The 24,815-nt window shown below is 46.0% G+C and carries 21 protein-coding genes; 19 read left to right on the plus strand and 2 right to left on the minus strand.

The features are described from left to right. Positions 1–3 precede the first annotated feature (3 nt). The 16 genes from B3Z17_RS08600 (at position 4) to B3Z17_RS08675 (ending at position 19,439) form a co-directional block, all read left to right on the plus strand. Positions 4–816: an imidazole glycerol phosphate synthase cyclase subunit gene (locus B3Z17_RS08600; protein ID WP_286829430.1), complete on the plus strand. Its 813-nt coding sequence runs from the start codon at positions 4–6 to the stop codon at positions 814–816. After that, entirely contained in the window at positions 816–1,826 is a 1,011-nt protein-coding gene (locus tag B3Z17_RS08605) for a Gfo/Idh/MocA family protein (RefSeq protein WP_286829431.1), read from the plus strand. The genes B3Z17_RS08600 and B3Z17_RS08605 overlap by 1 nt, the downstream gene beginning before the upstream one ends. Then, entirely contained in the window at positions 1,823–2,527 is a 705-nt protein-coding gene (locus B3Z17_RS08610; protein ID WP_286829432.1) for a cytidylyltransferase domain-containing protein, read from the plus strand. The genes B3Z17_RS08605 and B3Z17_RS08610 overlap by 4 nt, the downstream gene beginning before the upstream one ends. Next, positions 2,524–3,324 (plus strand): SDR family oxidoreductase, encoded by an 801-nt coding sequence (locus B3Z17_RS08615; protein WP_286829433.1) that lies wholly within the window; start codon positions 2,524–2,526, stop codon positions 3,322–3,324. The genes B3Z17_RS08610 and B3Z17_RS08615 overlap by 4 nt, the downstream gene beginning before the upstream one ends. Next, a complete protein-coding gene (locus B3Z17_RS08620) occupies positions 3,318–4,316 on the plus strand; it encodes a hypothetical protein (RefSeq protein WP_286829434.1) in 999 nt (332 codons plus the stop codon). Before B3Z17_RS08615 ends, B3Z17_RS08620 begins: the two co-directional genes overlap by 7 nt. A 38-nt stretch (positions 4,317–4,354) precedes the next feature. Continuing rightward, positions 4,355–5,887, plus strand: a complete 1,533-nt coding sequence (gene asnB, locus B3Z17_RS08625) for an asparagine synthase (glutamine-hydrolyzing) (protein WP_286829435.1) — start codon at positions 4,355–4,357, stop codon at positions 5,885–5,887. Between the two features lies 1 nt (position 5,888). Beyond that, a complete protein-coding gene (locus B3Z17_RS08630) occupies positions 5,889–6,305 on the plus strand; it encodes an adenylyltransferase/cytidyltransferase family protein (RefSeq protein ID WP_286829436.1) in 417 nt (138 codons plus the stop codon). Between the two features lie 93 nt (positions 6,306–6,398). Beyond that, complete coding sequence (locus tag B3Z17_RS08635) at positions 6,399–7,631, plus strand: hypothetical protein (RefSeq protein WP_286829437.1); 1,233 nt, start codon at positions 6,399–6,401, stop codon at positions 7,629–7,631. After that, positions 7,619–9,385 (plus strand): asparagine synthase (glutamine-hydrolyzing), encoded by a 1,767-nt coding sequence (gene asnB, locus B3Z17_RS08640; protein WP_286829438.1) that lies wholly within the window; start codon positions 7,619–7,621, stop codon positions 9,383–9,385. The genes B3Z17_RS08635 and asnB (B3Z17_RS08640) overlap by 13 nt, the downstream gene beginning before the upstream one ends. Beyond that, entirely contained in the window at positions 9,373–10,563 is a 1,191-nt protein-coding gene (locus B3Z17_RS08645; RefSeq protein ID WP_286829439.1) for a hypothetical protein, read from the plus strand. The genes asnB (B3Z17_RS08640) and B3Z17_RS08645 overlap by 13 nt, the downstream gene beginning before the upstream one ends. Further along, complete coding sequence (locus B3Z17_RS08650) at positions 10,563–11,792, plus strand: glycosyltransferase family 4 protein (protein ID WP_286829440.1); 1,230 nt, start codon at positions 10,563–10,565, stop codon at positions 11,790–11,792. The genes B3Z17_RS08645 and B3Z17_RS08650 overlap by 1 nt, the downstream gene beginning before the upstream one ends. Before the next feature lie 5 nt (positions 11,793–11,797). Then, a complete protein-coding gene (gene wzy, locus B3Z17_RS08655) occupies positions 11,798–13,246 on the plus strand; it encodes an O-antigen polysaccharide polymerase Wzy (protein ID WP_286829590.1) in 1,449 nt (482 codons plus the stop codon). A gap of 42 nt (positions 13,247–13,288) precedes the next feature. After that, complete coding sequence (locus B3Z17_RS08660; protein ID WP_286829441.1) at positions 13,289–14,410, plus strand: Gfo/Idh/MocA family protein; 1,122 nt, start codon at positions 13,289–13,291, stop codon at positions 14,408–14,410. Positions 14,411–14,412: 2 nt separating this feature from the next. Then, entirely contained in the window at positions 14,413–16,551 is a 2,139-nt protein-coding gene (locus B3Z17_RS08665; protein WP_286829442.1) for a bi-domain-containing oxidoreductase, read from the plus strand. Positions 16,552–16,644: 93 nt separating this feature from the next. After that, positions 16,645–18,219, plus strand: a complete 1,575-nt coding sequence (locus B3Z17_RS08670) for a heparinase II/III family protein (protein ID WP_286829443.1) — start codon at positions 16,645–16,647, stop codon at positions 18,217–18,219. Then, positions 18,216–19,439, plus strand: coding sequence for a glycosyltransferase family 4 protein (locus B3Z17_RS08675; protein ID WP_286829444.1), 1,224 nt, complete (start codon positions 18,216–18,218; stop codon positions 19,437–19,439). The genes B3Z17_RS08670 and B3Z17_RS08675 overlap by 4 nt, the downstream gene beginning before the upstream one ends. Positions 19,440–19,967: 528 nt before the next feature. Here B3Z17_RS08675 and B3Z17_RS08680 read toward each other — a convergent pair. Then, positions 19,968–20,654: a hypothetical protein gene (locus B3Z17_RS08680; RefSeq protein ID WP_286829445.1), complete on the minus strand. Its 687-nt coding sequence runs from the start codon at positions 20,652–20,654 to the stop codon at positions 19,968–19,970. A gap of 179 nt (positions 20,655–20,833) precedes the next feature. Here B3Z17_RS08680 and wecB point away from each other — a divergent pair, with 179 nt between their 5' ends. From wecB to B3Z17_RS08695, 3 genes are all read left to right on the plus strand, one after another. Continuing rightward, complete coding sequence (gene wecB, locus B3Z17_RS08685; protein WP_286829446.1) at positions 20,834–21,955, plus strand: non-hydrolyzing UDP-N-acetylglucosamine 2-epimerase; 1,122 nt, start codon at positions 20,834–20,836, stop codon at positions 21,953–21,955. Then, positions 21,942–23,186, plus strand: a complete 1,245-nt coding sequence (wecC, locus tag B3Z17_RS08690) for a UDP-N-acetyl-D-mannosamine dehydrogenase (RefSeq protein WP_286829447.1) — start codon at positions 21,942–21,944, stop codon at positions 23,184–23,186. The genes wecB and wecC overlap by 14 nt, the downstream gene beginning before the upstream one ends. 115 nt (positions 23,187–23,301) lie before the next feature. Continuing rightward, positions 23,302–24,336, plus strand: coding sequence for a glycosyltransferase family 4 protein (locus B3Z17_RS08695; protein WP_286829448.1), 1,035 nt, complete (start codon positions 23,302–23,304; stop codon positions 24,334–24,336). A 177-nt stretch (positions 24,337–24,513) separates the two neighbouring features. Here B3Z17_RS08695 and B3Z17_RS08700 read toward each other — a convergent pair whose 3' ends face one another. After that, positions 24,514–24,747 carry a hypothetical protein gene (locus B3Z17_RS08700; protein WP_286829449.1) on the minus strand — a complete coding sequence of 78 codons (234 nt, stop codon included), beginning with the start codon at positions 24,745–24,747 and terminating at the stop codon, positions 24,514–24,516. Between the last annotated feature and the right edge of the window lie 68 nt (positions 24,748–24,815).

The following is a 24,815-nucleotide window of genomic DNA, read 5'->3' on the forward strand; positions in this document are numbered from 1 at the left end:
CAAATGCTGAAGAAGCGCATCATTTTCACACTACTTTTTGACAAGGGACAATTCATGCTAAGTCGGAACTTCCGGCTTCAGAAAGTTGGAAACTTGGATTGGTTGCAGCGAAACTATAATTTTGCTGATGTCGCCTTTTTCATTGATGAGCTGATTGTTTTGGATGTTAGCCGTGGTGAACGAGATAGATCAGCCTTCTGCAGGGCGTTGGCTCAAATCTCTGAGGGGTGCTTTGCTCCAATAGCAGCGGGAGGCGGCATAGACAGCGTTGACTATGCGAAAGCACTTTTAAGAGCCGGAGCTGACAAAGTCGTTGTCAATACCGCCCTTGTGGAACAACCTGAACTTGTCCAGGAAATTGCTCGTGAATTTGGTCAACAATGCGTGGTTGGGTCGGTTGATTTGAAACGGAACCCTGGCGGATATAATGTCTATATTCGCGACGGTAGTGAGAAGCTTGATGTTCCCGTTAGCGAGGTGCTCGGTTGGCATGCTCGTGGTAACGTTGGAGAAATCTATCTTAATTCCATTGATCGAGATGGTACGGGTCAGGGGTATGATTTCGACACATTGAGTTTGCTTCCGGAAGGCTGGAATCTTCCGGTGATTCTGGCGGGAGGCGTTGGTAATGCAAAGCATTTTGCCGAGGGGCTGATGCACGATAATGTCGATGCTGTGGCAACAGCTCACTTATTCAATTTTGTTGGGGATGGGCTTAAGAAGGCGCGTAATGCACTGCTGGACAGTGGCGCCCAATTAGCGACCTGGGATGATATCATTAGTGTTAACTTGCGACGTCATTTGGAGAGCGCTTAATGATCGATCGCCTTTTGATTGCGGGGCTGGGTAGTATTGGTAGGCGTCATCTCAGATTGTTACGTGAAGCTCTGCCGTGTGCGGACATCCGTGTATTGCGCCACTCAGTTCGCTTTGATGATACCCCTCACGCCAATGGGTGCTTTAGTCGGCTTGAGGATGCGGTAAACTTTTGCCCTCAGCTTGCAGTTATCTCGAATCCAGCCCCATTTCATTTGGAAACAGCCAAGGCTTTGGCGTTAGCTGGCGCGCATCTTTTGGTCGAAAAGCCACTTTCGGATAGCGCTGAAAATGTTTCTGAACTGCTAGAGTTGTGTTCCGAACGGGGCTTGGTTCTCCAAGTGGGCTACAACTTGCGCTTCCTTTCTACCTTGCAGCGCTTTCGAGCCGAGTTGCAAGGTGGCTCCATTGGAGAGATCTATTCTGTTCAGCACACTATGGGTCAGCACCTGCCAGATTGGAGGCCTGAAACAGACTATAGGCAGAGTGTTTCTGCGCAAGCAATGCTCGGCGGTGGCGTGCTCTTGGAGCTCAGCCACGAGTTGGACATGCTACGTTGGGTTTTTGGCGAAATTTCCTGGATAGCTGGGTGGTTGGGCCGTTTGGGAAAGCTGGAAATCGATGTCGAAGATAGCGCTATGTTGCAGCTGGGGTTTAGGGGCGGTGCTGTTGCGCAGGTGGTCATGGATTTCTTGCGCCGAGACACTACGCGGGTCTGTACCGCTATCGGTTCGGATGGTAGCCTTCGCTGGGATGCAATAACAGGTAGTTTGAAACGTTTTTCCCCCGCAAATGGGGAGTGGCGGGATATCTTGGCTGTCAAGGTTAATAGAGATGACAGTTACCGTGCTCAGATAGGAGCGTTGTTGGGGGCCATAGAAACAGGTGTGCCAGATGAAGCTGCAGCAAATGGAGCTGACGGTCTTGCCGTTATGACACTCGTTGACGCTGCACGAAATTCCGCGGCTAAGGGTGGCCGCCGTATGAATATTGGGGGATCTATACAATGAGCCTGACCGCCTTTGTTTTTGCTCGGGGAGGTTCAAAGGGACTTCCCGGCAAGAATATAAAACCGCTGGCAGGAATACCTTTGATTGGTTGGGCAATTCAGCAAGCGCTAGCCGTGCCAGAAATCAGCCGCGTTGTAGTGTCAACTGATACACCCGAAATTGCAGATATCGCCCGAGATCATGGCGCGGAAGTTCCTTTTATTCGTCCAGATGAACTTGCTAGCGATACAGCTTCGGAGTGGGACGCTTGGCGGCATGCACTAAAGTTTCTGAAAGAACAAGAGGGAGTGCTACCTGATCCCTTTATTTCTGTGCCCGCCACCTCACCTTTGCGTCGACCGGAGGATATTGCTTCTTGCATTGACCTTTTCGCTGAAGGACAGTCGGATATAGTAGTTGCCGTGACTGAAGCACACCGCAATCCATGGTTTAACATGGTCCGCTCGCGTGCTGATGGTACGTTAGTTCCTGTTAACGCGCGAGCGACAAACTTCGACCGCCGCCAAGATGCCCCAGTTGTAATGGATATGACTACCATAGCATATGTGGCTAATCCTAGATACATATTGTCAGAAAGAAACGTTTTCGATGGACGTGTTAGGGGGGTAGTTGTTCCCGTAGAGCGTTCAATTGATATTGATACAAATCATGATTTTGAGATTGCAGATTTTTTAATGAAAAAAAGACAGGGCTCATTGTGACTGAAATAGCCGGACTTATGTCCCTTAAAAATCGAACCGCCGTTATCACGGGTGGCGCAGGAAACCTAGGGCAGACTTTAGCCGAGACTCTTGCTGAATTAGGGGCCAATCTTGTGCTCGTCGACCTTTCGGGAAGTAGCATAGAAGATTTGGCGGCTAATTTATCTGCTCGTTTTGATGTGACGGTATCTTCAGAGATATGTGATCTTGAGTGCGAAGAGCAAAGAAAAGGCCTGGCTGAGCGTGTAACCCTCGGGGGTGACGTAGATATATTGATTAACAATGCAGCTTTCGTCGGGACATCGGATTTATCTGGATGGTCTGAAACGTTTGAGAAGCAAAGCCTAGAGTCTTGGCGGAGGGCTTTGGAAGTGAATTTAACTGCGGCATTCCACTTAAGCCAGCTATTTTCTCCATCCTTAACAAACAGTGTAGGTGGAAGCATTATAAACATTGGTTCTATCTATGGTGAATTAGCTCCAGATTGGTCGCTATATGAGGGTTTGAACATGCACAACCCAGCAGCATATGGAGCGTCAAAGGCAGGGCTGCTTCAATTTACACGTTGGTTGTCGACGGCATTAGCTCCAAAAGTTAGGGTCAACGCAATATCTCCTGGCGGAATACAAAGGGGGCAACATCCTGATTTCATAAAACGTTATTCAAGTAAAACACCTTTAGGGCGAATGGCTGAGGAAGGAGATTTGAGGGGGCCGATAGCGTTTCTGGCTTCTGACATGTCGGCTTATATGACTGGTCAGGTGTTGAATGTAGATGGAGGGTGGGGCGTATGGTAGCGAGTGTAAATCTGACAGGAAAGAGTGACACTAGCTTGGAGCTGGTGCGTGAAAACAGGCTTTGCAAGGAGATTGTGTTTGCAGATGGAATTGGGAGTTCAGGAAAGGGAATGTTGTCCCACATTTTGGGATCGTTAACCAGAATTGAGAAGCAGTCAAATCATACACCTTTCGACTACATCGCATATATTCACTGGCTTGGCAAAATTTCAGATGACGCAGCAATTACCTATTTAAGAACTGAAGCAGATCAACAGCTGTATCACATAATGATGAGTAGAGATGTAAATTTTCGCCCAAAAGACAGCACGGGAGTTATGCAAAATGCGAATAGGTGGCGATACTTTGCAAGATTGTTTATGAGAGAAGGTGATGCGGTACTTGACCGAATTTATAGAGATAGGCCGATCTTGAATGAGGCTCCGCATGACGCTTTAAGAAACGCAAAACTTTTCTTTGACGCTTTTGGTGAGGAACTCAGTTTTATATACATTATAAGAGACCCTTACGAGTTGATTTTAGACTGGCAAAGGAGGGGGTTTGGCGAGCGGATTGGAACAGACCCAAGAGAATTTCAATTTTCGGTAAATATTGGCGAAACCATTGTACCAATGTTTATGATGAACTACGAAGGTTTCGACTATGAAAAAATGACGGCGTTGGAACGGCTGACGCTAATGATACATTTTTGCGTACAGACCAATTTTGAGGGGTATCTAAACTGTTCAAAACACCAGCAGTCGAAAATTAAAATCCTTACATTCGATCAACTGTGTACAGATACAGAAAATATGGTCGAAGAAGTGGGCACGTTTCTGGGTGTGGAGAAAACAAAGGCCACTAGGAGAATACTAAAACAGGAGAGGCTTCCGAGAGTGAGGCCGAAGCGTGATCACTTTAGATCAAAAGTTGTTGACCAACTAGATGACAGGCTCTCCACTTTCATCGAGGACTTGGATAATTTATACCAACAATTTAAAGCACTTAGCTGACGCCATTCAGATAATTTCTTTAGAGGAAGCTTGTAGATATGTGTGGCATTTTGGCTGTGTTCTCCAATACAAACCACTACTTTTCAGAAGCAAAGTTGGATGTGCATTTGCGTGCACAGACTTGGCGAGGTCCAGACTATACGGGGGTTTGGGTCGACAGCCAACGAAGAGCATTGCTTGGGCACAATCGTCTTACCATATTGGACGCCTCATCTGGCGCTAATATGCCAATGAGTTCTGCTTGTGGCAGATATGCTTTAGTTTACAATGGAGAGATTTATAATCACGAACAACTGAGGGTTCGTTTTAACCTTGTGTGTAAGACGCGCTCTGATAGCGAGACGCTATTAGAACTGTATGTGAAACTTGGCACTGAATGCTTATCATACCTAGAAGGTATGTTTGCGTTTGTAATTTATGACAAGATAGAAAATCGCTTTTTTGCGGCTAGAGATCAGCTCGGAATCAAGCCTCTTTTTTATTCAGCCGCCAATGGTCAGACAACCTTTGGTTCCGAGCCAGCGGTATTGAGAGATATTGTAGGGGGTGGGGTCTCTGACATAGCAATAGCAGAGTGGAAGGCTTTTCGGCGGCCGCTGGCAGGCCGGACTTTTTTTGACCGAGTTTCGGAGTTAAAGCCCGGGCATTATTACGATTCTAAAAGAGGCGAACATCCATATTGGATGCCAACAGAGGAAGATGTTGGTGGGGATTACGAGGAATTCAAAGAGGAGCTGGTAAGATCGGTTACTTCGCACTTAATCAACGATTTCCAAACTGTGTCCTTGTTGAGTGGTGGATTGGACAGTGCCGTTATTCTAGGGCTTTCGGATATTGAAAAGAGTTACACCGTAGGTCTTGAGGGCAACAATGAGTTTGAAGGGGCAACAGACTCAGCCGGTGTTTTGGGGGTGGATTTGGTTAAGGTGCAAATCACGCAGGATGAGCTAGAGGCGTCCTGGGCAGAGCTTCTGTCTTCCCGGCGGGAGCCATTGAGTGTACCGAATGAGGGGCTGATATATACTGTCTGTAAGTCAATGAACGCCGAAGAGAAAGTAGTGTTAACGGGGGAAGGTGCTGACGAGCTACTATTTGGTTACGATCGAATATTTAGGTGGGGAAGCGGGCTTCAAAGTTTATCAGTTGCAGAATTTGTCAATCGATACACATATTCGAGCTATGATGCATTGAGTTTAGATACCCTAGATTATCTAGCTGATTGTATGAGAGACAAGAAACCTATCGAGTTCCTGGAAGACTTCTTCATTGGTGTACATTTGCCAGGGCTGCTTAGGAGGATGGATGGAGCCTCTATGTGTGCATCAAAGGAAGCTAGGGTCCCTTTTGTTACCACCAAGCTCTTTAATATGCTTTATCGAGAGCCTATAGAGAAAAGGCATATTGATGGGCTTCCGAAGTCCTATTTAAGGCGCTTAGCAAAAGAGTTGGGTCTTGAGGGTGCACTAAGCCGTGCAAAAGTTGGTTTCTCTGCCACAGTTGGACAGGTAAGTAAGGCTGACGAATATACAAGATTTCAAAATTTTTGCCTCGATAATCTGGGCTGGAGATAAAATGGTAATTGGTTATACAACAGGAGTGTTCGATCTTCTTCATGTAGGGCACCTAAACCTATTGCGAAATGCCAAATCAATGTGCGATCGACTCATTGTTGGTGTAACTGTGGACGAATTGGTTAGTTACAAAAACAAAAAGTCTGTTATTCCTTTTGTTGAGAGAATAGAGCTTGTAAGAAACATCAAGTATACTGATTTGGCGGTGCCGCAATCTACAATGGACAAGATGGATGCGTACCATAGGTATCGGTTTGATGTGATGTTTGTTGGGGATGATTGGTATAAAACTGATAAGTGGAAAGAGTATGAAAAACAGTTCGATGAGATTGGTGTAAAAATAATATACTTTCCATATACAGGCGGAACATCTTCAACGCTTATCAATGAAACACTCAAAAACCTTAGGGCGGACTAGTAGTTCGGGCATAATTATTTTTGCCTAAATGCCTTTAATCCGCATTCAGCTCAACTAAACAAACCTCTGGCTTGGCAAGGCTTGCCCAATCATATGTCCCATAGTGAACTCTTCAAGCGAAGCCTAGAGGCTGAGTATCAGATCACAGATTATAATGCCTGCCATTATAAGGGCTGTGATAATGTAGGCTGGTTCCCGCACAGTTATTTGTTGCCAAAACGGTTTCTGAAGATACTAGGAATTTTTTCTTGGCTGATGCCGCTGTTGATCCCCTTTTGGGCTTTATTGGTTCTGCCCATTTTTTTGGTTAAGGATTGCGTCGGATTGGTTTGGCAAAAGAGAGTTATTCGGCAACCCAATAACAGTTCAGGACTACTCTCTAGATTCTTTTTAGGGGCATCGACAACAGAAACATTGCAGTCTGTTTCTCGAGTAGAAACTTTGCCTAAAACATATCTATACCTTCCATGGCGACAGTTTCCGGATGATTTGCCCAAGAGTATGAGGCCCCTTTCATTGATTGATATTATCACAATGAGAGATCTGTATCGGGCGGTGTGGGTGGCTTGGTTGGAAGTGATAAAGCTTGCCATGCGGCCTAGTTCGTGGGGCCTAGTTCTTTATGCTTACACTAGCTTTAGGTGGTTTGTTGTACTTTTCGCCCTTCTAGAAAAAAAACCAAAAGAAGTCTGGATATCTAATCATTACGATCGATGGGCTATTCTCTTAGATGGCATCGATTTAGACAAAAAAGTTATGGTGCAGCATGGTGATTTGGTCATGAAAAGTGCCATAAAAAACTCTTTCGTTATTTTTGGGCCAGAACCTAAGCTTAAAAGCGACTGGAATTTATTGTATTTCACGAAAGGCGCTTCGAGGCAGTTTGAGGCACATATTTTTGATAAACCATTGAAATCGAAACAGAAATTTTCTTTACAGATTGATCAAAATCCGCAGTGTTTTTTGACGCCGTCGGTTTTGGTTGTGGGTTGTCCAGCATTGAGAAAAGTGCAGGAAGAGGAAATTGAGAAACTGTACGAAAAGTTTGGAAAGAAGTTAACCATAATCTATCGTCCGCACCCTCGAAAAATCATGTTTGATTCAGCTGTTTTAAAGCGATGCGGTGTCATACTCGAAACTAAAAGTGTGCCCAAAACAACTGCAATAGTTTCCTACTACTCAACTTTCAATCAGGTGTTGCAAGAAGTATCAGACTGCCCGATTTTTGTCTTTGACTACAGGGACCTCCGACAGGTTTCGAAGGTGCGTGAAGAGCTTTATGATCTTCTGAGCGACGGTTTGCGTGGTCTCGAATGTGCGGAATAGCTGGAATTGTTGAGCCTATCAAAACCGATGGCTTGGTTGCTCGGTGGAACAGTGCGTCTGAGCGCCTGAGTAATCGCGGCCCAGACAACGCGAGCTACATTATTAGAGAGCTTGGCTCATTACGGTGTCTGCTTGGCCATCGTCGCCTACAAATTGTCGACATCACTTCCAAATCAGATCAACCCATGTCTATGGGTGATTTAGATATGGTGTTTAACGGTGAAGTATACAATTTTCGACCGCTAAGGCGGCTGTTGTCGGATAGCGGGTTGGGTCTGCATTCAGAAGGTGATGCTGAAGTTGTTTTGGCATCATACTGGCAAAAAGGGGAGGGTTGTTTTCGGGATTTTGATGGAATGTGGGCTGTCGCATTCCTAGACCGAAAGTCTAAGAAACTAGTGCTCAGCCGAGATTATTTTGGCGAGAAGCCCTTATACTATTATTTCGACGGTGAAATATTCGTTTTTGCATCCGACATAATAGCGCTGCAGAAAATGAGCGGCCGAGAATTGCCGTTGAACCAAGTCTATTTTCATCATTTTGTTAGAAATGGATATGCACCACCGAATTGTTGCGTGTTTGAAGGGGTTCAAAGGTTAGAGCCTGGCCAAATACTAGAATTTAACTTGAAGTCAAAAGAAATAACTTTGCGTGACACCAATCCAATATTTAAGAAAGGTGTAGCTGAGCGTAGCTCAAGGTTTTCAATTGAAAAATTTGAAGAGCTTTTTATCACATCACTAAATGATCGATTAATGGCTGATGTGCCTCTGGGGCTTATGCTTTCTGGTGGTATCGATAGTAGTTATGTTGCAGCAGTTGCAAAACAAGAATTGGCTTGTCGGCTAGATTGCTACACAGTTCGGTACGGTCACGGCAGCGATGAAGAAACATCTAGGGCTGCGCAGGTGGCAGAAACCTTAGGTCTTCCTCATACAATGATTGACGTTGAGCAGCGCCAACTAGAATCGCTTCTGGATGACTCTGTACCCTCAATGGATGAGCCGATATCTGACGTGGCTTTTCCGTTATTGTTACGCTTGATCGGTGCGGTACCTTCAAAAATAAGGGTGTTGTTAAATGGGGACGGTGCCGACGAATTGTTTTTATCCTATGTTAACTATAGGAAGTATTTGAACCGACTGGATAATAACCCAACCAAAGTTGGCTATTTTGCTATGGAGGTTTCTGACGTTTTGAAGCATCTTCCTGAAAATTTTCGACGTGTCTGGCGAAAAGCTTTGGCAAACATACCCATGTCGTCCACCCAAATGCTTGAAGGCGATCTGCTGCTTCAGCATGGTGGCTGGCAAATTAAAAGAATATTGGAAGACAATCCACTAGGTGATCCGTTGTCTGTTTTGTACAAACAAGCCATCCTGAACAATTTATCGGACTATTTAAATACCAAATCGGATAGAGCTTCTATGTGGAACTCAAGAGAGTTCCGAACGCCATTTTTGAACAAGTCTCTCTTTCAGTACGTGCTGGATTGCAACTCTTCCGAATTGCCACGGGGCGAAAAAAAAATTCTAACAAAGCGCTTGAATGATAGGTTGGGCAAGGACCTGTATTTCTCAAAAAGAGGGATGTTTTCAAGGGGTGAGCTGGCGTTCGCTAACATCAATATTTCTGAACAATGGGCGACTAAGCTCCCCAAATGGCGGTCTCCTCAAGAGCGATACCGAATACTAGTATTGACTAAGTGGCTGGAATTCCACCAATCAGAGGATTGCGTGACGTGGCAGCACTGAAGGGAAATTTATTTTACAATTTGATTAATCAGCTGCAACTGATTGTTTTTCCCATATTCCTAAATATCTATTTAGTAAGAATTCTCAACCTTGAGGATTTAGGAAAGTGGTATTTGGTTAATTCGGCTGCGGCTCTTATTCAATTGCTTATTACAGCACCCCACTTTTTTTTAGTTAAGCATATTAGTGCAGGTAAAAATAATATAGGGCAAATTACTAGTTCTGGGATTTTTACTTATCTGTTTTTGCTTTTCGGCGCGACGCCATTTTATGTTGCATACATTATAGCGGCAGCCCCGGGAACCGAAGTTGTTGCGATGATGGTTTTTGCGCACTTGATGTTTAGTGCCTTGTCTTGCGAGTTCTATTTCCAGGCTACTCTGAAGCAAAAGTTTCTTATGATCAGGCGGGGAGTGTCTCGAGGGGTACTACTGATATTGTTACTAATTTTTGTAAAAGAGCCTAGCGATTTTATTCTTTTTCTAATTCTTACAATTGGTATTTATATACTTGATCACTTGGTCGGACTTTGGGTGGTAGCAAGAGAGGTTTCTTTGGTGAGGCCCCCAAAAAAAGTGCTTTTTTCCACCATATTGTCAATCCGAGAGATGTTACCATTAAACGCCACACATAATACTTTACCACATATAGTTTTGCTCATATCTCCCGTCTTCTTTGATTTTGATTTGGTCGCAATAGTATCAATTCTTGTTAGAATAACCAACATGGCTACAACGGTAGTTACTTCAAGTGTTAATGTGATTTTCCCGTTCCTCTTGTCTAAACAAGGTGATAGTTTGCTTCGTCTGCGTTTGGGTTACCTAACAAGTATCGTGGCTGTTGGGCTTGGGGGAGCGTGTTTTTTGTTGAATGAGACTATTGCAGTTCTTTTCCTCAATCGTGAATTAAGTGACGAGCAGGTTCTGGGCTTTGGGTTGCTGTGCCTATATATTCTTATCCATTCAGTATATAACTATATCTCTTTTAACTTTTTTGTGGCCGCGTTGCGAACTATCCGCGTTACCCAGTGTAACATCTTGATATTATTCGTCTTCTTTGTGTCCGTAAATCTAGTGCCAATAAATATTGTTTCCTTTTTGGGATTGATGTCCGCTTCTGCCGGAATGGGGCTTTTAGCCTTGGTGTTTTTCACTAGAGATCTTCAGGAGCGATTGTAGTGATTTTATATGTCTCTGATACACTTGGATCAAAAAGGAATGGTGGAGTGTCCTTGTCGGGGGTTGATTTTGCCCAAATGCTCCGTCTTCATTATGAAGACGTTACCGTTCTTGCTTCTGATAAATTTCCTAGATCTGCCGCTTCTGCTTCCAGCTACGGTGGCATGTCAATTAAGGCAATCAATGCTAGCTGGCGACTATCAAAAAGATATCAACTCCGTCCGACTCTCAGAAGTGTTGCGCGCTTTTTGCTGGTAAAAATGAAAAACATTGGGGCAAAGAGACGATTGCCCTTGGCAGATTTCTATAGTGATGAAACGCCAAACTTTTTGTTTGTGAATTCTTGGTCATCTTTGTACCCATCTCCTGAAATCGTCGATGATGATCGATTTAAAAAAATATGTGTTGTTAGAGGGAATCCGGAGTCTTTTGTATGGCAAAGTGTCTCAGAGGATAAAGAGGCTCAAGTAAAAAATGCTGCCGAGTATCTTCATCAGTTTGATGCTTTGATCTTTGTTTCCAGCGTTGGCCTAGAAAGATGGCGCTCTTATCTCAAAGAAGGCGTGCATTGTTATTATCTACCCAATTCGATAGATGAGGATGTCGTCGGAAAGCTCTTGGTCAAGAATAGCCAAGACCTTAGGGCTTCGCTTGGTTTTGCCCCTGGAGAAGCTCATTTTGTAGCTGTGGGATCGGTTCAGACACGCAAAGGCCAGGATATGCTAGTCGATGCTGCGCTTAAATTGCGGGCCCTCGGTTACACACAATTTAAAATCCATATTGTTGGCGTGGTTTCTGAGTTGTGGGGGGGGCGAGAAATTTTGAATCGCATTAAGGCATCAAGTGTAGCTCAGCATTTTTGTTTCTACGGACACCGAAATGATGCGTTGGCATTTATGCGGGCAGCAGACATTTGCCTTTTCCCTAGCCGAGCTGAGGCATTCCCTAGAACCGTGGCAGAGTATATGGCTCTAGAAAAGCCAATTGTCTCCACAGACGTGTCTGGCGTCCCGGAGATGATTCAAGATGGAGAAAATGGACTTCTATGCGCTGCTGATAATGGGGAATCTATGGGTGAAAAGGTTGCATTGCTTCTGGAAGATACCGCGAGGGCAAGAAAATTCGCTAAGCGAGCAAGAGAAGCTTATGCAGAGAATTTTTCCAAGGATGCTCAAGCCTACCGGGCAATAAAACTATTTCGCCAATTGGATGCCGATCTTAAAACGTGAAAAGTATGATGGTTTTCGATTGGAGCACTCGTAACAAAAAAAGCGCAGAAGGGCAAAGGAGGCCCTTTGGCCATTTACTGAATATATCGATATATTGCTGCGTGGTTGTAGGCATTCTTCTTTATCAATCGTCAAACGTCAGTGTCACAGTAGCTGCATCATATTCCTGTATATCGGCATTAGTTTGTACAACGATTGCTTTCGCCAACAAAGATGGCGGCCGATCGTGGCTGTTCTGGTTCACGTTTATTTATTTCGTCTTCTTTCAGTTGGGCACGGTTATTGCTGCAGTGTTGCTAGTCTATGATGACACGCTTCTGAATTATGCAACAAATTTTTCAAACTATCTCTCCACAGATTCAATTGCAAAATCTTATATCGCGTCGGGTCTGTGTATTGCGCTGATCTGGACTCTTAGTGCGTTGTTTTATCGGAAAAGAGTTGGGGCGGTAACAAATCTTGGGTTCGACCTTAACCTCTATAAGGTTGCCTATTTTTTACTGGTTTTCACTTTTCCCCCGGTGCTAGTGGATCTTGTGGATCAATTTAGGCTTGTTTCTTCATATGGTTACTCCTTTTTTTACACGTCCTCCTTTCAAGACCGTGAGTCAATCGTGCCTGCGATGGGTATTATTAGGACACTAAACACTCTCGGTTTTTATATGTTTTTTGCCGCAATGCCTGACCGGCGAAGGTTTTCCTGGGGGGCCGGCTTTTTTCTTTTGGTTGCTGTGTTGGATTCTATGAAAGGGGCGAGGTCTGCATTGATTGTACCTCTCTGCTTTATTACATGGCACGCAATAACCTATTATGGACTGAAAGTTAGAATTGGGCGCGGCGCTGTACTCTTGTCATTAGCGCTGGGTTTCTTGATTTTTATGTCAATTGCCCGATCTGACTCTGGGTCTGACACCTTCATGCTGACACGATTCTTTACGATTGGTTTGAGTAAGGCACAATATACTTTGGCGGTAGTTTTAGAGAACTATAATCACATTGAAGTTAAAAGCATTTTTGCACTAGAGCCAGTCATATTCCCCATCAAGTATATGCTTTACGGGGGAGATCTTGTGGGTCAATCAGAGTCAACAGCCATACTCCGGCAAGACTTGAATCATACTTTTTCTAGTCAACTTAACTTTGGAGCATATCTTTCGGGAGCAGGCATTGGGTCAAACTTTGTTGCTGAAGCATTGCAGTTTGGACCAGTTTATATGCCAGTGTTTTTGACAATCTGGTGGGTGTCAATAAGGTTCTTTTTCAAGTATAGCAAAAATTATAGGACCATCTTTTTTATCCAGCCTATAGTTTTTATACACCTGATATCATCACCGCGCGCGTCAATTTTCCCGAGTACTTGGCCAATAATTAAATTGTTGTCTCTCTTCCTGGTCGTGAAGGTGATCATCTGGTTTCTATCGAAATTGCCTAAGCATAATAGGCTTTTTGGCTAGCGGCCTCTCGGCCTTCTGGGGTTGTATTTTAAGGAAGATGCTTTGCTTGAAAGAGTAAAAAAAATTTTACGCTTTATTTCCCTTTATGGGATCGGGCGTACCTTATTCAAGGTTGCTGGACATATGCGGTGGAATATGCCCCTTGTTTGGAAGCGAGGAACGTCGGATGTCGTGATCATTGGCTGTGGCCAATATGGCTTTGCAACAATTGGCTATTACTTGACGAGGGCTTTCGGGCGTAGGGTGTCTCATTGTTATGACATTGATAAAGCCAAGTCGACATCACTGGCCCGCATGCTTGGGGTGCCAAATGTGGTGACATCGCCGAATGAAGCGTTTCTCGACCGAAAAGTCAAATATGTATATATTGCTTCAAATCACGCTTCTCATACGGATTATGCAATAACAGCTCTTTCTCACGGAAAGATGGTATATGTCGAAAAGCCGGTGGCTGTTTCATTTCAACAACTCGTGGCAATAAATGAAGCCGCATCAAGTAAACAAGACAAAATATTTGTCGGATACAACAGGCCTTGGTCAAAAGCCATCCAATGTTTAAAGGCTAGGATGCACCCATATTCAGGGGCAATTTCTCTCAATTGTTTTGTCTCGGGACACAAGATTGACAAGGACCACTGGTACAGAAATCCGGAAGAAGGTACCCGAATATGCGGCAATGCCGGGCACTGGATAGATCTTTTTGTTCATATGGTTTCGTGGCGTGGTGAATTCCCTAATTGCGTGGAGCTGAATTTGGTTTCCGCTTCGGCTGCTGAGCCGGATGATAATTTTATCCTGTCTATTACCACCGATATAGGTGACATTTTCTCACTCATGCTGACAGCTCGGACAGAGCCCTTTGAGGGGATTAACGAGACAGTAAACATCCAATGGGGCGATGTGATTGCAAAAATTGATGACTTTCGCCAAATGCAAGTCTGGCACGGCGCTCAAAAATCAAAGCATCGCTACTGGCCGAAGGATGTGGGGCACAGGTTGAGCATATTGCAGCCATTTAATTCGGAACATTGTCGTAATTGGTCTGAAGTGCTCATCTCAACAATCTTGGTGCTGCATACGACAGAGCTGGTGTGTAGTGGCAAGTCATCAATGTCTGTCGATTTAGCGCACGAAGTAGCGAAGATAAATTCTGGGATAAAATAGATATGAAACAAGTTCTGCAATCTCTCAAGGATGGGTCAACATTGCTGGCAGATGTGCCGGTTCCTAAGATAAGAAAGAACCACTTATTGATCCGCACTACAACCACGGCTATTTCTTCGGGCACAGAACGGATGTTGGTTAAATTTGGCAAGTCTGGGTGGATATCAAAAGCGCGTCAACAACCAGAAAAAGTAAAACAGGTTCTGGAAAAGGCGAGAACCGACGGCCTTGTGGCAACGTTAGACGCTGTCAGAAGCAAACTGGATCAGCCGTTGGAGCTCGGGTATTGTAATGTTGGTTATGTAGAATGCGTAGGCGATGGTGTCACAGGCTTTGGTCTTGGAGATCGTGTAGTTTCTAACGGCAGCCATGCAGAGTATGTTTTGGTACCCAAAAACCTGTGTGCCAAGATTCCGGAATCTATATCATCGGATGCTGCGAGTTTCACCATTTTGGGCGCTATTGGACTGCAAGGCATTCGACTGCTTGAGCCAAAGCTCGGAGAATGTGTAGTGGTCTTTGGCCTCGGTGTTATTGGCTTGTTGACCGTCCAAATGCTCATCGCTCAGGGATGTCGCGTCGTTGCTGTAGATTTTGACAGTGACCGCTTGATGTTGGCGGAGCAGTTTGGCGCAAAAGCAGTTGTTGCGACGTCGGAGAAAAACATTCTGGATGCAGTCCAATCAGCTTCCAGAGGCTATGGAGCAGATGGCGCTATTATCACTGCTTCAACAGAGAGCGATCAACCTATCCGAATGGCGGCTCACGTCTCTCGAAAGCGAGGCCGAATAGTTTTGGTAGGGGTTGCGGGACTACACCTTAACCGAGCTGACTTTTATGAAAAAGAGCTATCGTTCCAAGTGAGTTGTTCTTATGGGCCTGGACGCTATGATGCCAGTTATGAGGAAAATGGGAACGATTATCCCATTGGATACGTGAGGTGGACTGAACAACGGAACTTTGAAGCGGTTCTTGATATGATGGCCGCAGGAGCCATAGATGTTTCTCAACTGATTTCGCATCGATATAAAATTGATGATGTTGCGTCGGCGATGGATTTGCTTAACTCGACGCATAAGTCGCTGGGAATCTTACTCGATTTTCCTGACGGTGGTGAGGAGCGGGCAACTGCAAAGGTCAAGCTGCGTTGCGAAGATCAGGGGTTTGACGGCCGCAGGCGAGCAAGTGGTAATGCGGTGGTCGCTTTTTTGGGAGCTGGAAATTACGCCGGCAGAGTGCTTATGCCGGCCTTTAGCAAAGCAGGAGCCGTTCTTAACACAGTCGTAAGCGCAGGCGGAGTCAGTGCTGTGCATTTCGGGAAAAAATTTGGCTTCCAAGAGGCGGCGACTGATGCTGATACCGCTATCAAGGATCCCAAGGTTGACACAGTGGTGATTGGTACGCGCCATGACTTACATGCAAGGCAGGTTTTATTGGCGCTTCAAGCAGGAAAACACGTTTTTTGCGAAAAGCCGTTGTGCTTAACGCTTGATGAGCTGAAGCTGCTAGAATCAGAGATTCGCTCAAGGCCCCAGCAGCTTGTTATGGTGGGCTTTAACCGGCGTTTTTCGCCGCAGGTTGCAAAAATCAAACAGTTGCTCGATTCGATCGAGGGGCCCAAAAGTTTTATTATCACTGTTAATGCGGGTGAAATCCCCGGAGACCACTGGGTGCAAAGTAGATCCATCGGGGGGCGCAGAATAATTGGAGAGGGGTGTCATTTTATCGACCTTTTAAGGCACTTGGCAGGAGCGCCAATCAGGGAATGGCATGCGGTCGCTTTAGGTGGATGTGCAGCCAGAGAAACAGAAGATGACAAAGTTATTATCACTCTAAAATTTAAGGATGGTTCTATAGGGGTAATAAACTACTTCGCAAACGGGCATAAAGCATTAGAGAAAGAACGCTTGGAAGTGTTTGCGGGTGGGCGAGTCTTTATGCTCAAGAACTTTATCCAGCTAAAAGCATATGGCTGCAAGGGTTTTGGTGGCAGCCGGCTTTGGAAGCAAAACAAAGGTAATAGCGAGTGTGTCAGTCACTTTGTTCAGGCCATTCGTGAAAAGGGCGAGGCTCCGATAGCAGTGGAGGAGATACTTGAGGTAAGCAGGGTCTCTATAGAAATCGCGGATAGCCTAGTTTGAGATTGGTGAACCTCCTTCATGTTTAATATCTCCAGTGCCCGATCAATTGTCGACAAGGCATTTCTGTACTTGCGAACAATCCGACACCTAAAGATGTCTCAGATTATTATGAGGCTGTATTATACCCTCTATCAGGCTAAGCCTAAATTGGTGGGCGCCTATGAACTTAGGCAAAGGCATGCCTCTTGGCAGCCATCTATATGTCGCCCAGCCAGCTTGCTCTCGCCCGATAAATTTCTCTTATTGAATGAAGAGGGTAGTATAGCCGAACATGGTTGGGATGGCCCTGAACATTCAAAGCTGTGGCGTTATAATCAGCACTACTTTGATGATTTAAATGCTGTTGGCGCAGAAAATAGGCGTTCTTGGCATGATGGGCTAATCAATGATTGGATCTTGAATAACGAACCAGGTGTGGGTTCTGGCTGGGAGCCGTATCCAACGTCTTTGCGAATTGTAAACTGGGTTAAAGCCTCCCTTAATGGATTGGAATTGTCAGCAGAGGCCCATGCCAGCCTCTTCATGCAGTCATGCTGGCTTTATCGAAGGGTAGAGTGGCACTTATTGGCTAACCATGTACTTGTAAATGCGAAAGCACTCGTTTTTGCAGGCTGCTATTTTCAAGGGGCTGAGGCAGATAGGATCTTGGTAAAGGGACTGAAAATTCTAAGAAAAGAGTTACCTCGGCAGATCTTGTCAGATGGAGGGCATTTTGAACTGAGTCCAATGTACCACGCACTGGCATTGGAAGACGTGCTGGATCTGATCAACCTTATGCGTGCATATCCGACTTGCCATTCTAAGCGAGCTTTAAGCTCTATGGAGGAGATTGTGTTGCGGATGATTAGTTGGTTGGAGTCTATGAGCCATCCCGACGGAGGAATAGCATTTTTTAACGATGCGGCGTTTGGTGTAGCGCCCACTACTGAAGAGTTAGTCAATTATGCTCGAGAGTTGGGCTTTTCGCAGGCTGAAGATAGTAGCCCTATGATCCATAATGCTGCTTCTGGTTATGTTAGGTTGGCTAACGCTTCAGCTGTTTTAATCGCAGACATAGCGCAAGTTGGCCCAGCATATCAGCCAGGACACGCCCATGCTGATACGTTGTCATTCGAGCTATCGGTATTCAGTGAGAGACTAGTCGTTAACTCAGGTACCTCAGAGTATGGTGCTGGGAAAGAAAGGATTCGACAAAGGGGCACAAAGGCGCACTCCACCGTTTCAATGCTAGATAAGGATTCATCTGAAGTTTGGAGCGGGTTTCGTGTTGCGCGAAGAGCGCGTGCACAACTAATTGGAAAAAGTCAGTCGATCGAAACTCTCTCAATCTCGGCCTCGCACGATGGGTATTCTCGCCTGAGAAAAGGTTTATTACATACTCGAACGTGGTCATTGGCTACGAGTAAGGTGATAATATCTGATGAGGTGGGTATCGAAGATGGTGCCATGGCAGCATATCATATACACCCTCACATAGAGATTAAGCAGTTAACCCCTTCTTCCGGTTTATTTGTACTTGCTAACGGGACTGCCCTTGAGTGGTTCAGTAGTTGTGAGGCAGAGCTTGTCCAAGGTACTTGGCATCCTGAGTTTAACGCAAGCGTACCCAATAAGTGCCTAGTTTTACCACTGCTCAATGGCCAGTGTTGGCTGGAAATTCGGTGGTGAATTACAAAATGCATATTCTATTTCTAACAGATAATTTTCCTCCAGAGGTCAATGCTCCCGCGAGTCGTACCTTTGAGCATGCGAAAGAATGGGTTCGTCTTGGTTGCTCTGTTACAGTTATCACTTGTGCGCCTAATTTTCCGAAAGGCGAAGTATACAGCGGATACAAAAATAAACTATGGCAGGAGGAGAAGCTTGAAGGAATTCGGGTCATTCGCGTGTGGACTTACATGGCACGCAACGAGGGCTTCTTAAAGCGGACCCTCGACTATATCAGCTTTATGATCTCTGGATTTTGCGCTTCCCTTTTTGTGCGAAAAGTAGATGTCGTTGTGGGTACTTCTCCACAGTTCTTTACTGCCTGTTCAGCCTGGCTCTCTGCGCTGTTGAAACGGCGCCCATTTGTATTTGAACTCCGGGATATTTGGCCAGAGTCAATTCGAGCTGTAGGGGCAGTGAAAAACGCAAGAGTCATAGATCTTCTAGAGAAGGTTGAACTCTTTTTGTACAGGCGAGCTAGTGCGGTGATCGCGGTTACAAAATCGTTCAAGGAAAACTTGGTAGCTAGGGGAATTCCGGCTGAAAAGATTCACATCGTGACAAATGGCGTAGATACTAGCCGGTTTGTTTCGAGAGAAAAAGATGCTTTGCTTGTAAAACGATTGGGTCTAGAGGGGAAGTTTGTAGCAGGATATATAGGGACACATGGAATGGCCCATGCTCTAGAAACGTTATTAGATGCTGCTCAAATATTTGAAGATTATGGAGTGTCTGAGGTTGTATTTCTGTTCTTAGGAGATGGGGCAAAAAAAGAGGATTTAATAGAGTTAGGTAGTAAACTAAAAAACGTAATATTTCTAGACAGTGTTCCTAAAGAAGAAGTAGTTAGTTATTGGTCATTATTAGATGTTTCCATCACGCACTTGAGACGTAGCGAGCTCTTTAGGGCAGTAATTCCTTCTAAGATATTTGAGTGCATGGCTATGGGCATCCCTATAGTGCATGGGGTAGAGGGAGAATCTGCCGTTATCGTTGAAGAGAATGAGGTAGGTGTAACTTTTGAACCGGAGAATGCTAGCGCTTTATATATGGCGCTAATGAAAATCAAAGATGACCCAAAATATAGAGAGACTCTTTCTCTTAACGGGAAGAATTGTGCAAAGCATTTTGACCGAAGCAATTTATCAATCAAGATGCTCAGTGTACTAAAAAGGTTATGAAAAACACCCTATTAGTATGTGGTGAACACAGCTCCGTTAATCAGATCGTTTCCCAAAGCCGTGTCATTTATTTGGTCATGCTGCATCCCTTCTTCGACTAGGAAATAGCGCAAACGATCAAATGAACCATGCCGAAGCTTGGCACTGTCGTCGCGGCAGATTAGCCTGGGCCTGGTAGAAAATTTGACCTGAGCTCCACAGTTCTCCCAATTATTCGTAGAGTCCATTTTTGCAGTTTTGACCGGCTATTTGGTTACTTGCGCCCCTTATGGGGGTATGCACCCAAGGTTTTGTATTATTATTTTTGCAGCCTCCGACTGCTTCAAGATGCTGATGATCTGGCTGTCCGAATAACGTGATGTCTTCATGTAAAATCTCCTGCGTTCTGGTTACGAGAAAACTCTACTTTTGAAGCCCTCTATTATTGGGGTATTACCTCTGTTCTTCCGTGAAACGGCTTTTTCTCATCAGTCTGTCTCCTTGCGTTTAAATGAAGGAATTTAAAGGGCGCAGGTCAAAGTTTAAAGGTCACTGCTTGGGCTTAAGGTAGGTAGACATTGCGCTGTTTGGTTCGGTTAAGAATGCCATCCAATCAAAAAGTTTATGCGCGTGGGCATATTGCCATAATTGGCCTCTGTTCCAGTGATAGGATAGTACGAGTTGCTCTTTTAGAAGAGCAATTTCCTCTTGGGACAAACTATCAAACAGCAAGATCCCGACATGAACCCTTTGGAAGAGTATGAATGGTTCAAACTTCGCCGTTTCTATTGATTTTCGCCAAGCTTCAACGGCACCGTCTTGGTGCCCATTGCCTAGAACAACTCTTGCTGAAGCAAGTTTCAGCCAAAGATAAGAGTTCAGTGGGGAGAGTGTTAGGCCATTGTTTGCTGCAGTTTCGGCTAAGCGGGCATATCTTCTGCGATTTTCAAGCTCGTTGGCTAATCCAGAGAGTGCTAAATAGGCTGTTCCTAGATCGGAATATGCTTTAGGTGTTGAATAGAATTGTATGGCCCTTAAGCGGGATTTCACCAACAAATCTAAATCGTCGGCGGTGACACTTTTCCCGCGAGACAATTGATCAGAGACATTGGTGCCAGCCACCAGCATTAGCTCGTGTAGGACTCGAGATAAGCCTGCCAACAACATGAGGGTGCTGATTGTGACAAGCAATAGCTTGGTATACCTATAGCCCCCGATTGAGTTGAATATTGACATTGTTCTCTCATTTCCGAGCTTATTCGAAACACTATCCCTGGTGCGGGTGGCCCCAACAATCGTATTACACAGTTTGAGGTAGTGCAGTGAAAAAACGATTGTACCAGTATGTGATTGGTATAAAAGTCTATTCATTCGAGATAAAAAACATTCCCCATAAAATTTGAGGCTAGATTCAGGTGAAGATATTACAGGTTTTTGGTACACGGCCTGAAGCGATAAAAATGGCTCCGCTTGTGCGAACTCTTGAAGCCGAGCACGATATAGATAACCGAGTCTGCATTACAGGCCAGCACCGGGGCATGCTTGATCAAGTGTTAGACTTTTTTCAGATCGGCGTAGACCATGACCTGAATGTAATGCAAACAGCTCAAAGCTTGTCAGAAGTTACAGCGCGGGTGCTCACGGGGGTCACTAAGGTGCTCAGCAATGAAAAGCCTGATCTCGTTTTGGTGCATGGCGATACAAATACAACATTGTCAGCAACGTTAGCAGCATATTATCAGCAAATTCCGGTAGGGCACGTTGAGGCAGGCCTTAGAACTCACAATCTCTATTCGCCTTGGCCAGAAGAGGCCAATAGACTTGTTGCGGACGGACTAAGCGCACTTTGCTTTGCCCCTACTATTGGTGCAAAAAAAAACTTGTTGAAGGAGAACATCTCTGAGGACAGAGTTTTTGTTACTGGCAATACAGTTGTGGATTCATTGTTTATGGCGAGAGACCAGATTCAGGGTAGTCAGAGCCTTAAGGATGAATTCCAAAGGAGATTTGGGTTCCTTGATGCCTCGAAAAAATTAATTTTGGTAACCGGCCATCGCCGAGAGAGTTTTGGTTTGGGCTTTCAAAACATTTGCGAGGCTATCAAGCAAATCGCAGAACGTTCCGATGTCGAGATATTATACCCGGTTCACCTGAATCCCAATGTGAAGGGACCTGTTCATGAAAAGCTTTCAGGTCTTGGAAATGTGCATCTGATAACGCCTCAAGGCTATCCCAGCTTCATCTATCTGATGAACCGTTCTCACCTCATCCTTACAGACTCCGGGGGCGTGCAAGAAGAGGCGCCCTCACTTGGCAAGCCCGTTCTGGTGATGCGCGAGACGACCGAACGACCGGAAGCCGTTGAGGCCGGGACGGTCAGGCTAGTGGGAACCGTCGCCGACAAGATTGTTGGAGAGGTTGAGAGGCTGCTTGACGATCCATCCCATTATGGGGCAATGGCAGAAGCACACAACCCCTATGGCGACGGCACTGCCGCACAGCAAATTCTGGAGGCAATCAGGCGTGTATACCTATAAGTCAATCTGCATCGTAGGGCTTGGCTATATCGGCCTGCCGACAGCGGCGGTTTTCGCAAAGGCCGGACTCCAGGTGACTGGTGTCGATGTGAACCCGAAAGCCGTGGACAGTATCAACAAGGGCAAGGCCCATATTGTTGAGGTTGATCTCGACGGGTTGCTGCAAGGGGTGGTCTCGGCCGGACAGCTAAAGGCCCAGACAGTTCCCGAGAAAGCGGATGCCTTCATCATTGCTGTACCGACTCCCTTTACCGACATGCTTACGCCTGATCTCAGTTATATCGAAGCAGCGACGCGCTCGATCGCCCCCTATATTGAGGCAGGTAACCTGATTGTTCTTGAATCGACGGTGCCACCCGGGGCAACCGACCAGATGGTTGCCTGGCTCGAAGAAGAGCGGCCGGATCTCAAGGGCGGGTGCGGCGCCAAATACTTTGCGGCCCACTGTCCTGAGCGGGTTCTGCCGGGCCGTGTGCTGATCGAGCTTGTGCAAAATGATCGGATCATCGGCGGCATTACTAACGAATGTGCCTTGCGAGCCGAGGCGCTCTATGATGTTTTTGTCAAAGGGGAATGCTTTCTGACGAACGCACGGACGGCTGAGATGGCGAAACTGTCCGAAAATGCTTTTCGTGACGTCAACATTGCCTTCGCGAACGAACTGTCGCTGATCTCCGACAGGCTGGACATTGACGTATGGGAACTGATCCGCCTTGCGAACAGGCACCCTCGGGTGAATATTCTGCAGCCGGGACCGGGCGTTGGTGGCCACTGTATCGCGGTGGACCCTTGGTTCATTGTCGACAGCGCACCAGAAGAGGCTCGCCTGATCCGGGCAGCGCGGGAAGTGAATGACAGCAAACCGGAGCATGTGATCGCGAAGGTGAAAAAGGCGGCCTCGAAGTTCAAGGCCCCAACCGTGGCCTGCTTCGGCCTCGCTTTCAAAGCGGATATCGATGACCTGCGTACCAGCCCGGCGCTGATGATCACTGAACGGCTTGCGAGCGAACTAGATTGCCGCATTCTGGCGGTTGAACCCAACATCGAGGAGCTTCCAACCAAGCTTGCTGGGCTCAAGGTGGTGCACGCGGAGTTGATGGAGGCGATCGAGGAGGCAGATATCCTTGTGCTGCTGGTGGATCACAAGCCTTTCAAGCGTATTTCCAGTGGAAAACTGTTCGAGAAGATTGTCATCGATACGCGTGGCATTTGGATGTCTGCCGATAATTGACGTCGACAAAAGATGGTCAGAAAACTCTCATTTCATCCAAAAAGCGATGTCTTGTTCTAGATATTTTCTTTCGAGCCATTTAGAATGCGCCTGAATACTTTAGGGGCAAAATTAAATGTATGAACTTATTCTCGGGCTCGGGCTACTGGCAGTCGTTTTGGTTGGCTTCAAAGCCAAATTGGTCGGTGTTGCCCTGGGCCTGTTGGATGATCCGGCAGCAGAAGCGCATAAAGCCCATACCCACGCCGTGCCGCAAGTGGGCTCCGTTCTGCTGTTTGCAGGTTTGGTTGCTCTTACAGTTGCTTCATATGTGAGCGGAAGAAACACCGAATTTATTCCCATTGTTTTCTGTGCCTCCTTTATTGGCGTCATTGGAATATTGGATGACAGATTGAAGCTCAGTTGGGGTATCCGCTTGATAACCCTTTGGCTCCCTGTGCTTCTTCTCATCGTAATTATGCCAGAACTGCTCGTCGACAAGCTTCACTGGTCCTGGGGACAGGTGACCGACCTGGGCTTTGTTGGTGGTGTGGCATTTACGGCCCTTTGTCTTGTTGGGTTGGTGATTGCACTGAATATGATGGACGGGTTTAACGGGGGCATCCTGTCACAAGGTTTGGTCTGGTCAACTCTATTTGCCGTTATGGCTCCATCCACCCAGTCTGGTGGCTTCCTGTATCTTACCGTAGTATTGTTGATTATTCTTTGCTTCAATATGCCCAGCAAATTGTTCATGGGGGATGGCGGGGCTTATGCCTTGGCTTTGCTGATGGGGGCCAGCGCTATTATGATGTATGGTTCCGAGACAACATCGCCGGTTTATGCCGATACCATCGTTGTCTGGCTTGCCTTACCTGTTTTTGACTGTCTTCGTGTGATCTCAAGGCGTAAAATGCGTGGGCTCAGCCCGTTCTTGCCCCAGCGAGACCATCTGCATCATTTGTTGATGGCATCTATCCATAAGCATGCGGGGCTGGTGTTCAGCTTTTTCTACACGTTCGTCGCCGGACTTGCTGCTTTATGGGTGCCAGAGTTCAGCTGGTTGATTGTTTTGGGTCAACTGGCCGTGCTCGGGATTACGGTATTCTGGGCATCACGAGCACGTCCGTCAGAGCCAGAGGATACAAAGGTATCGATGGCAGCGGAATAGCCCAGGTGAGAGAGTCCTATGGCTGGGTAGCTAGATATTTCGCCGCTTCGCTTTCGGGTTCGCTGAGGCCCCCCTATTCCTGCAATTTGCTGCGCCACAGATAACTGCGCAGTCGTCCCCGGTGCCAATGATAGGCCATTCTTAATTGGTCTCGCAGCGTCGCGACGTCCTCTTCGGTCAATTCTGCATATAGGATAATACCAAGGTGAATGCGCTGTAGCAAAAGAAAGGAATCAAACCTGGCCGTTGCAATTGAGGTTCGCCAAGCTTCCAGAGCGTCATGATATTTTCCGGGCCCAGCATTACGTTTGCAGAGGCTAAACGAATCCAGACAAAACTGTTCAGCGGAGCCAAGTCGAGGCTTTTCCTGGAAGCAGCAATGGCCATTTGGGCATACTTGTCTTGTTGCACATCATCTGTTGCCCGGCTTGCGCGGACTAGATTAGGAATAGTCTAGGTTCGTGTATACCGCAGGGAGC

The sequence above is a fragment of the Kordiimonas sp. UBA4487 genome, assembly GCF_002389025.1.
Taxonomy (GTDB): Bacteria; Pseudomonadota; Alphaproteobacteria; order Sphingomonadales; family Kordiimonadaceae; genus Kordiimonas; species Kordiimonas lacus.

What these genes read in the sequence shown, in the direction of transcription:
- B3Z17_RS08600 (WP_286829430.1), top strand. Translation starts at nt 4, where the DNA reads ATGCTGAAGAAGCGCATCATTTTCACACTACTTTTTGACAAGGGACAA.
- B3Z17_RS08605 (WP_286829431.1), top strand. Translation starts at nt 816, where the DNA reads ATGATCGATCGCCTTTTGATTGCGGGGCTGGGTAGTATTGGTAGGCGT.
- B3Z17_RS08610 (WP_286829432.1), top strand. Translation starts at nt 1,823, where the DNA reads ATGAGCCTGACCGCCTTTGTTTTTGCTCGGGGAGGTTCAAAGGGACTT.
- B3Z17_RS08620 (WP_286829434.1), top strand. Translation starts at nt 3,318, where the DNA reads ATGGTAGCGAGTGTAAATCTGACAGGAAAGAGTGACACTAGCTTGGAG.
- asnB (WP_286829435.1), top strand. Translation starts at nt 4,355, where the DNA reads ATGTGTGGCATTTTGGCTGTGTTCTCCAATACAAACCACTACTTTTCA.
- B3Z17_RS08630 (WP_286829436.1), top strand. Translation starts at nt 5,889, where the DNA reads ATGGTAATTGGTTATACAACAGGAGTGTTCGATCTTCTTCATGTAGGG.
- B3Z17_RS08635 (WP_286829437.1), top strand. Translation starts at nt 6,399, where the DNA reads ATGTCCCATAGTGAACTCTTCAAGCGAAGCCTAGAGGCTGAGTATCAG.
- asnB (WP_286829438.1), top strand. Translation starts at nt 7,619, where the DNA reads ATGTGCGGAATAGCTGGAATTGTTGAGCCTATCAAAACCGATGGCTTG.
- wzy (WP_286829590.1), top strand. Translation starts at nt 11,798, where the DNA reads ATGATGGTTTTCGATTGGAGCACTCGTAACAAAAAAAGCGCAGAAGGG.
- B3Z17_RS08665 (WP_286829442.1), top strand. Translation starts at nt 14,413, where the DNA reads ATGAAACAAGTTCTGCAATCTCTCAAGGATGGGTCAACATTGCTGGCA.
- B3Z17_RS08670 (WP_286829443.1), top strand. Translation starts at nt 16,645, where the DNA reads ATGTCTCAGATTATTATGAGGCTGTATTATACCCTCTATCAGGCTAAG.
- B3Z17_RS08680 (WP_286829445.1), bottom strand. Translation starts at nt 20,654, where the DNA reads ATGTCAATATTCAACTCAATCGGGGGCTATAGGTATACCAAGCTATTG.
- B3Z17_RS08695 (WP_286829448.1), top strand. Translation starts at nt 23,302, where the DNA reads ATGTATGAACTTATTCTCGGGCTCGGGCTACTGGCAGTCGTTTTGGTT.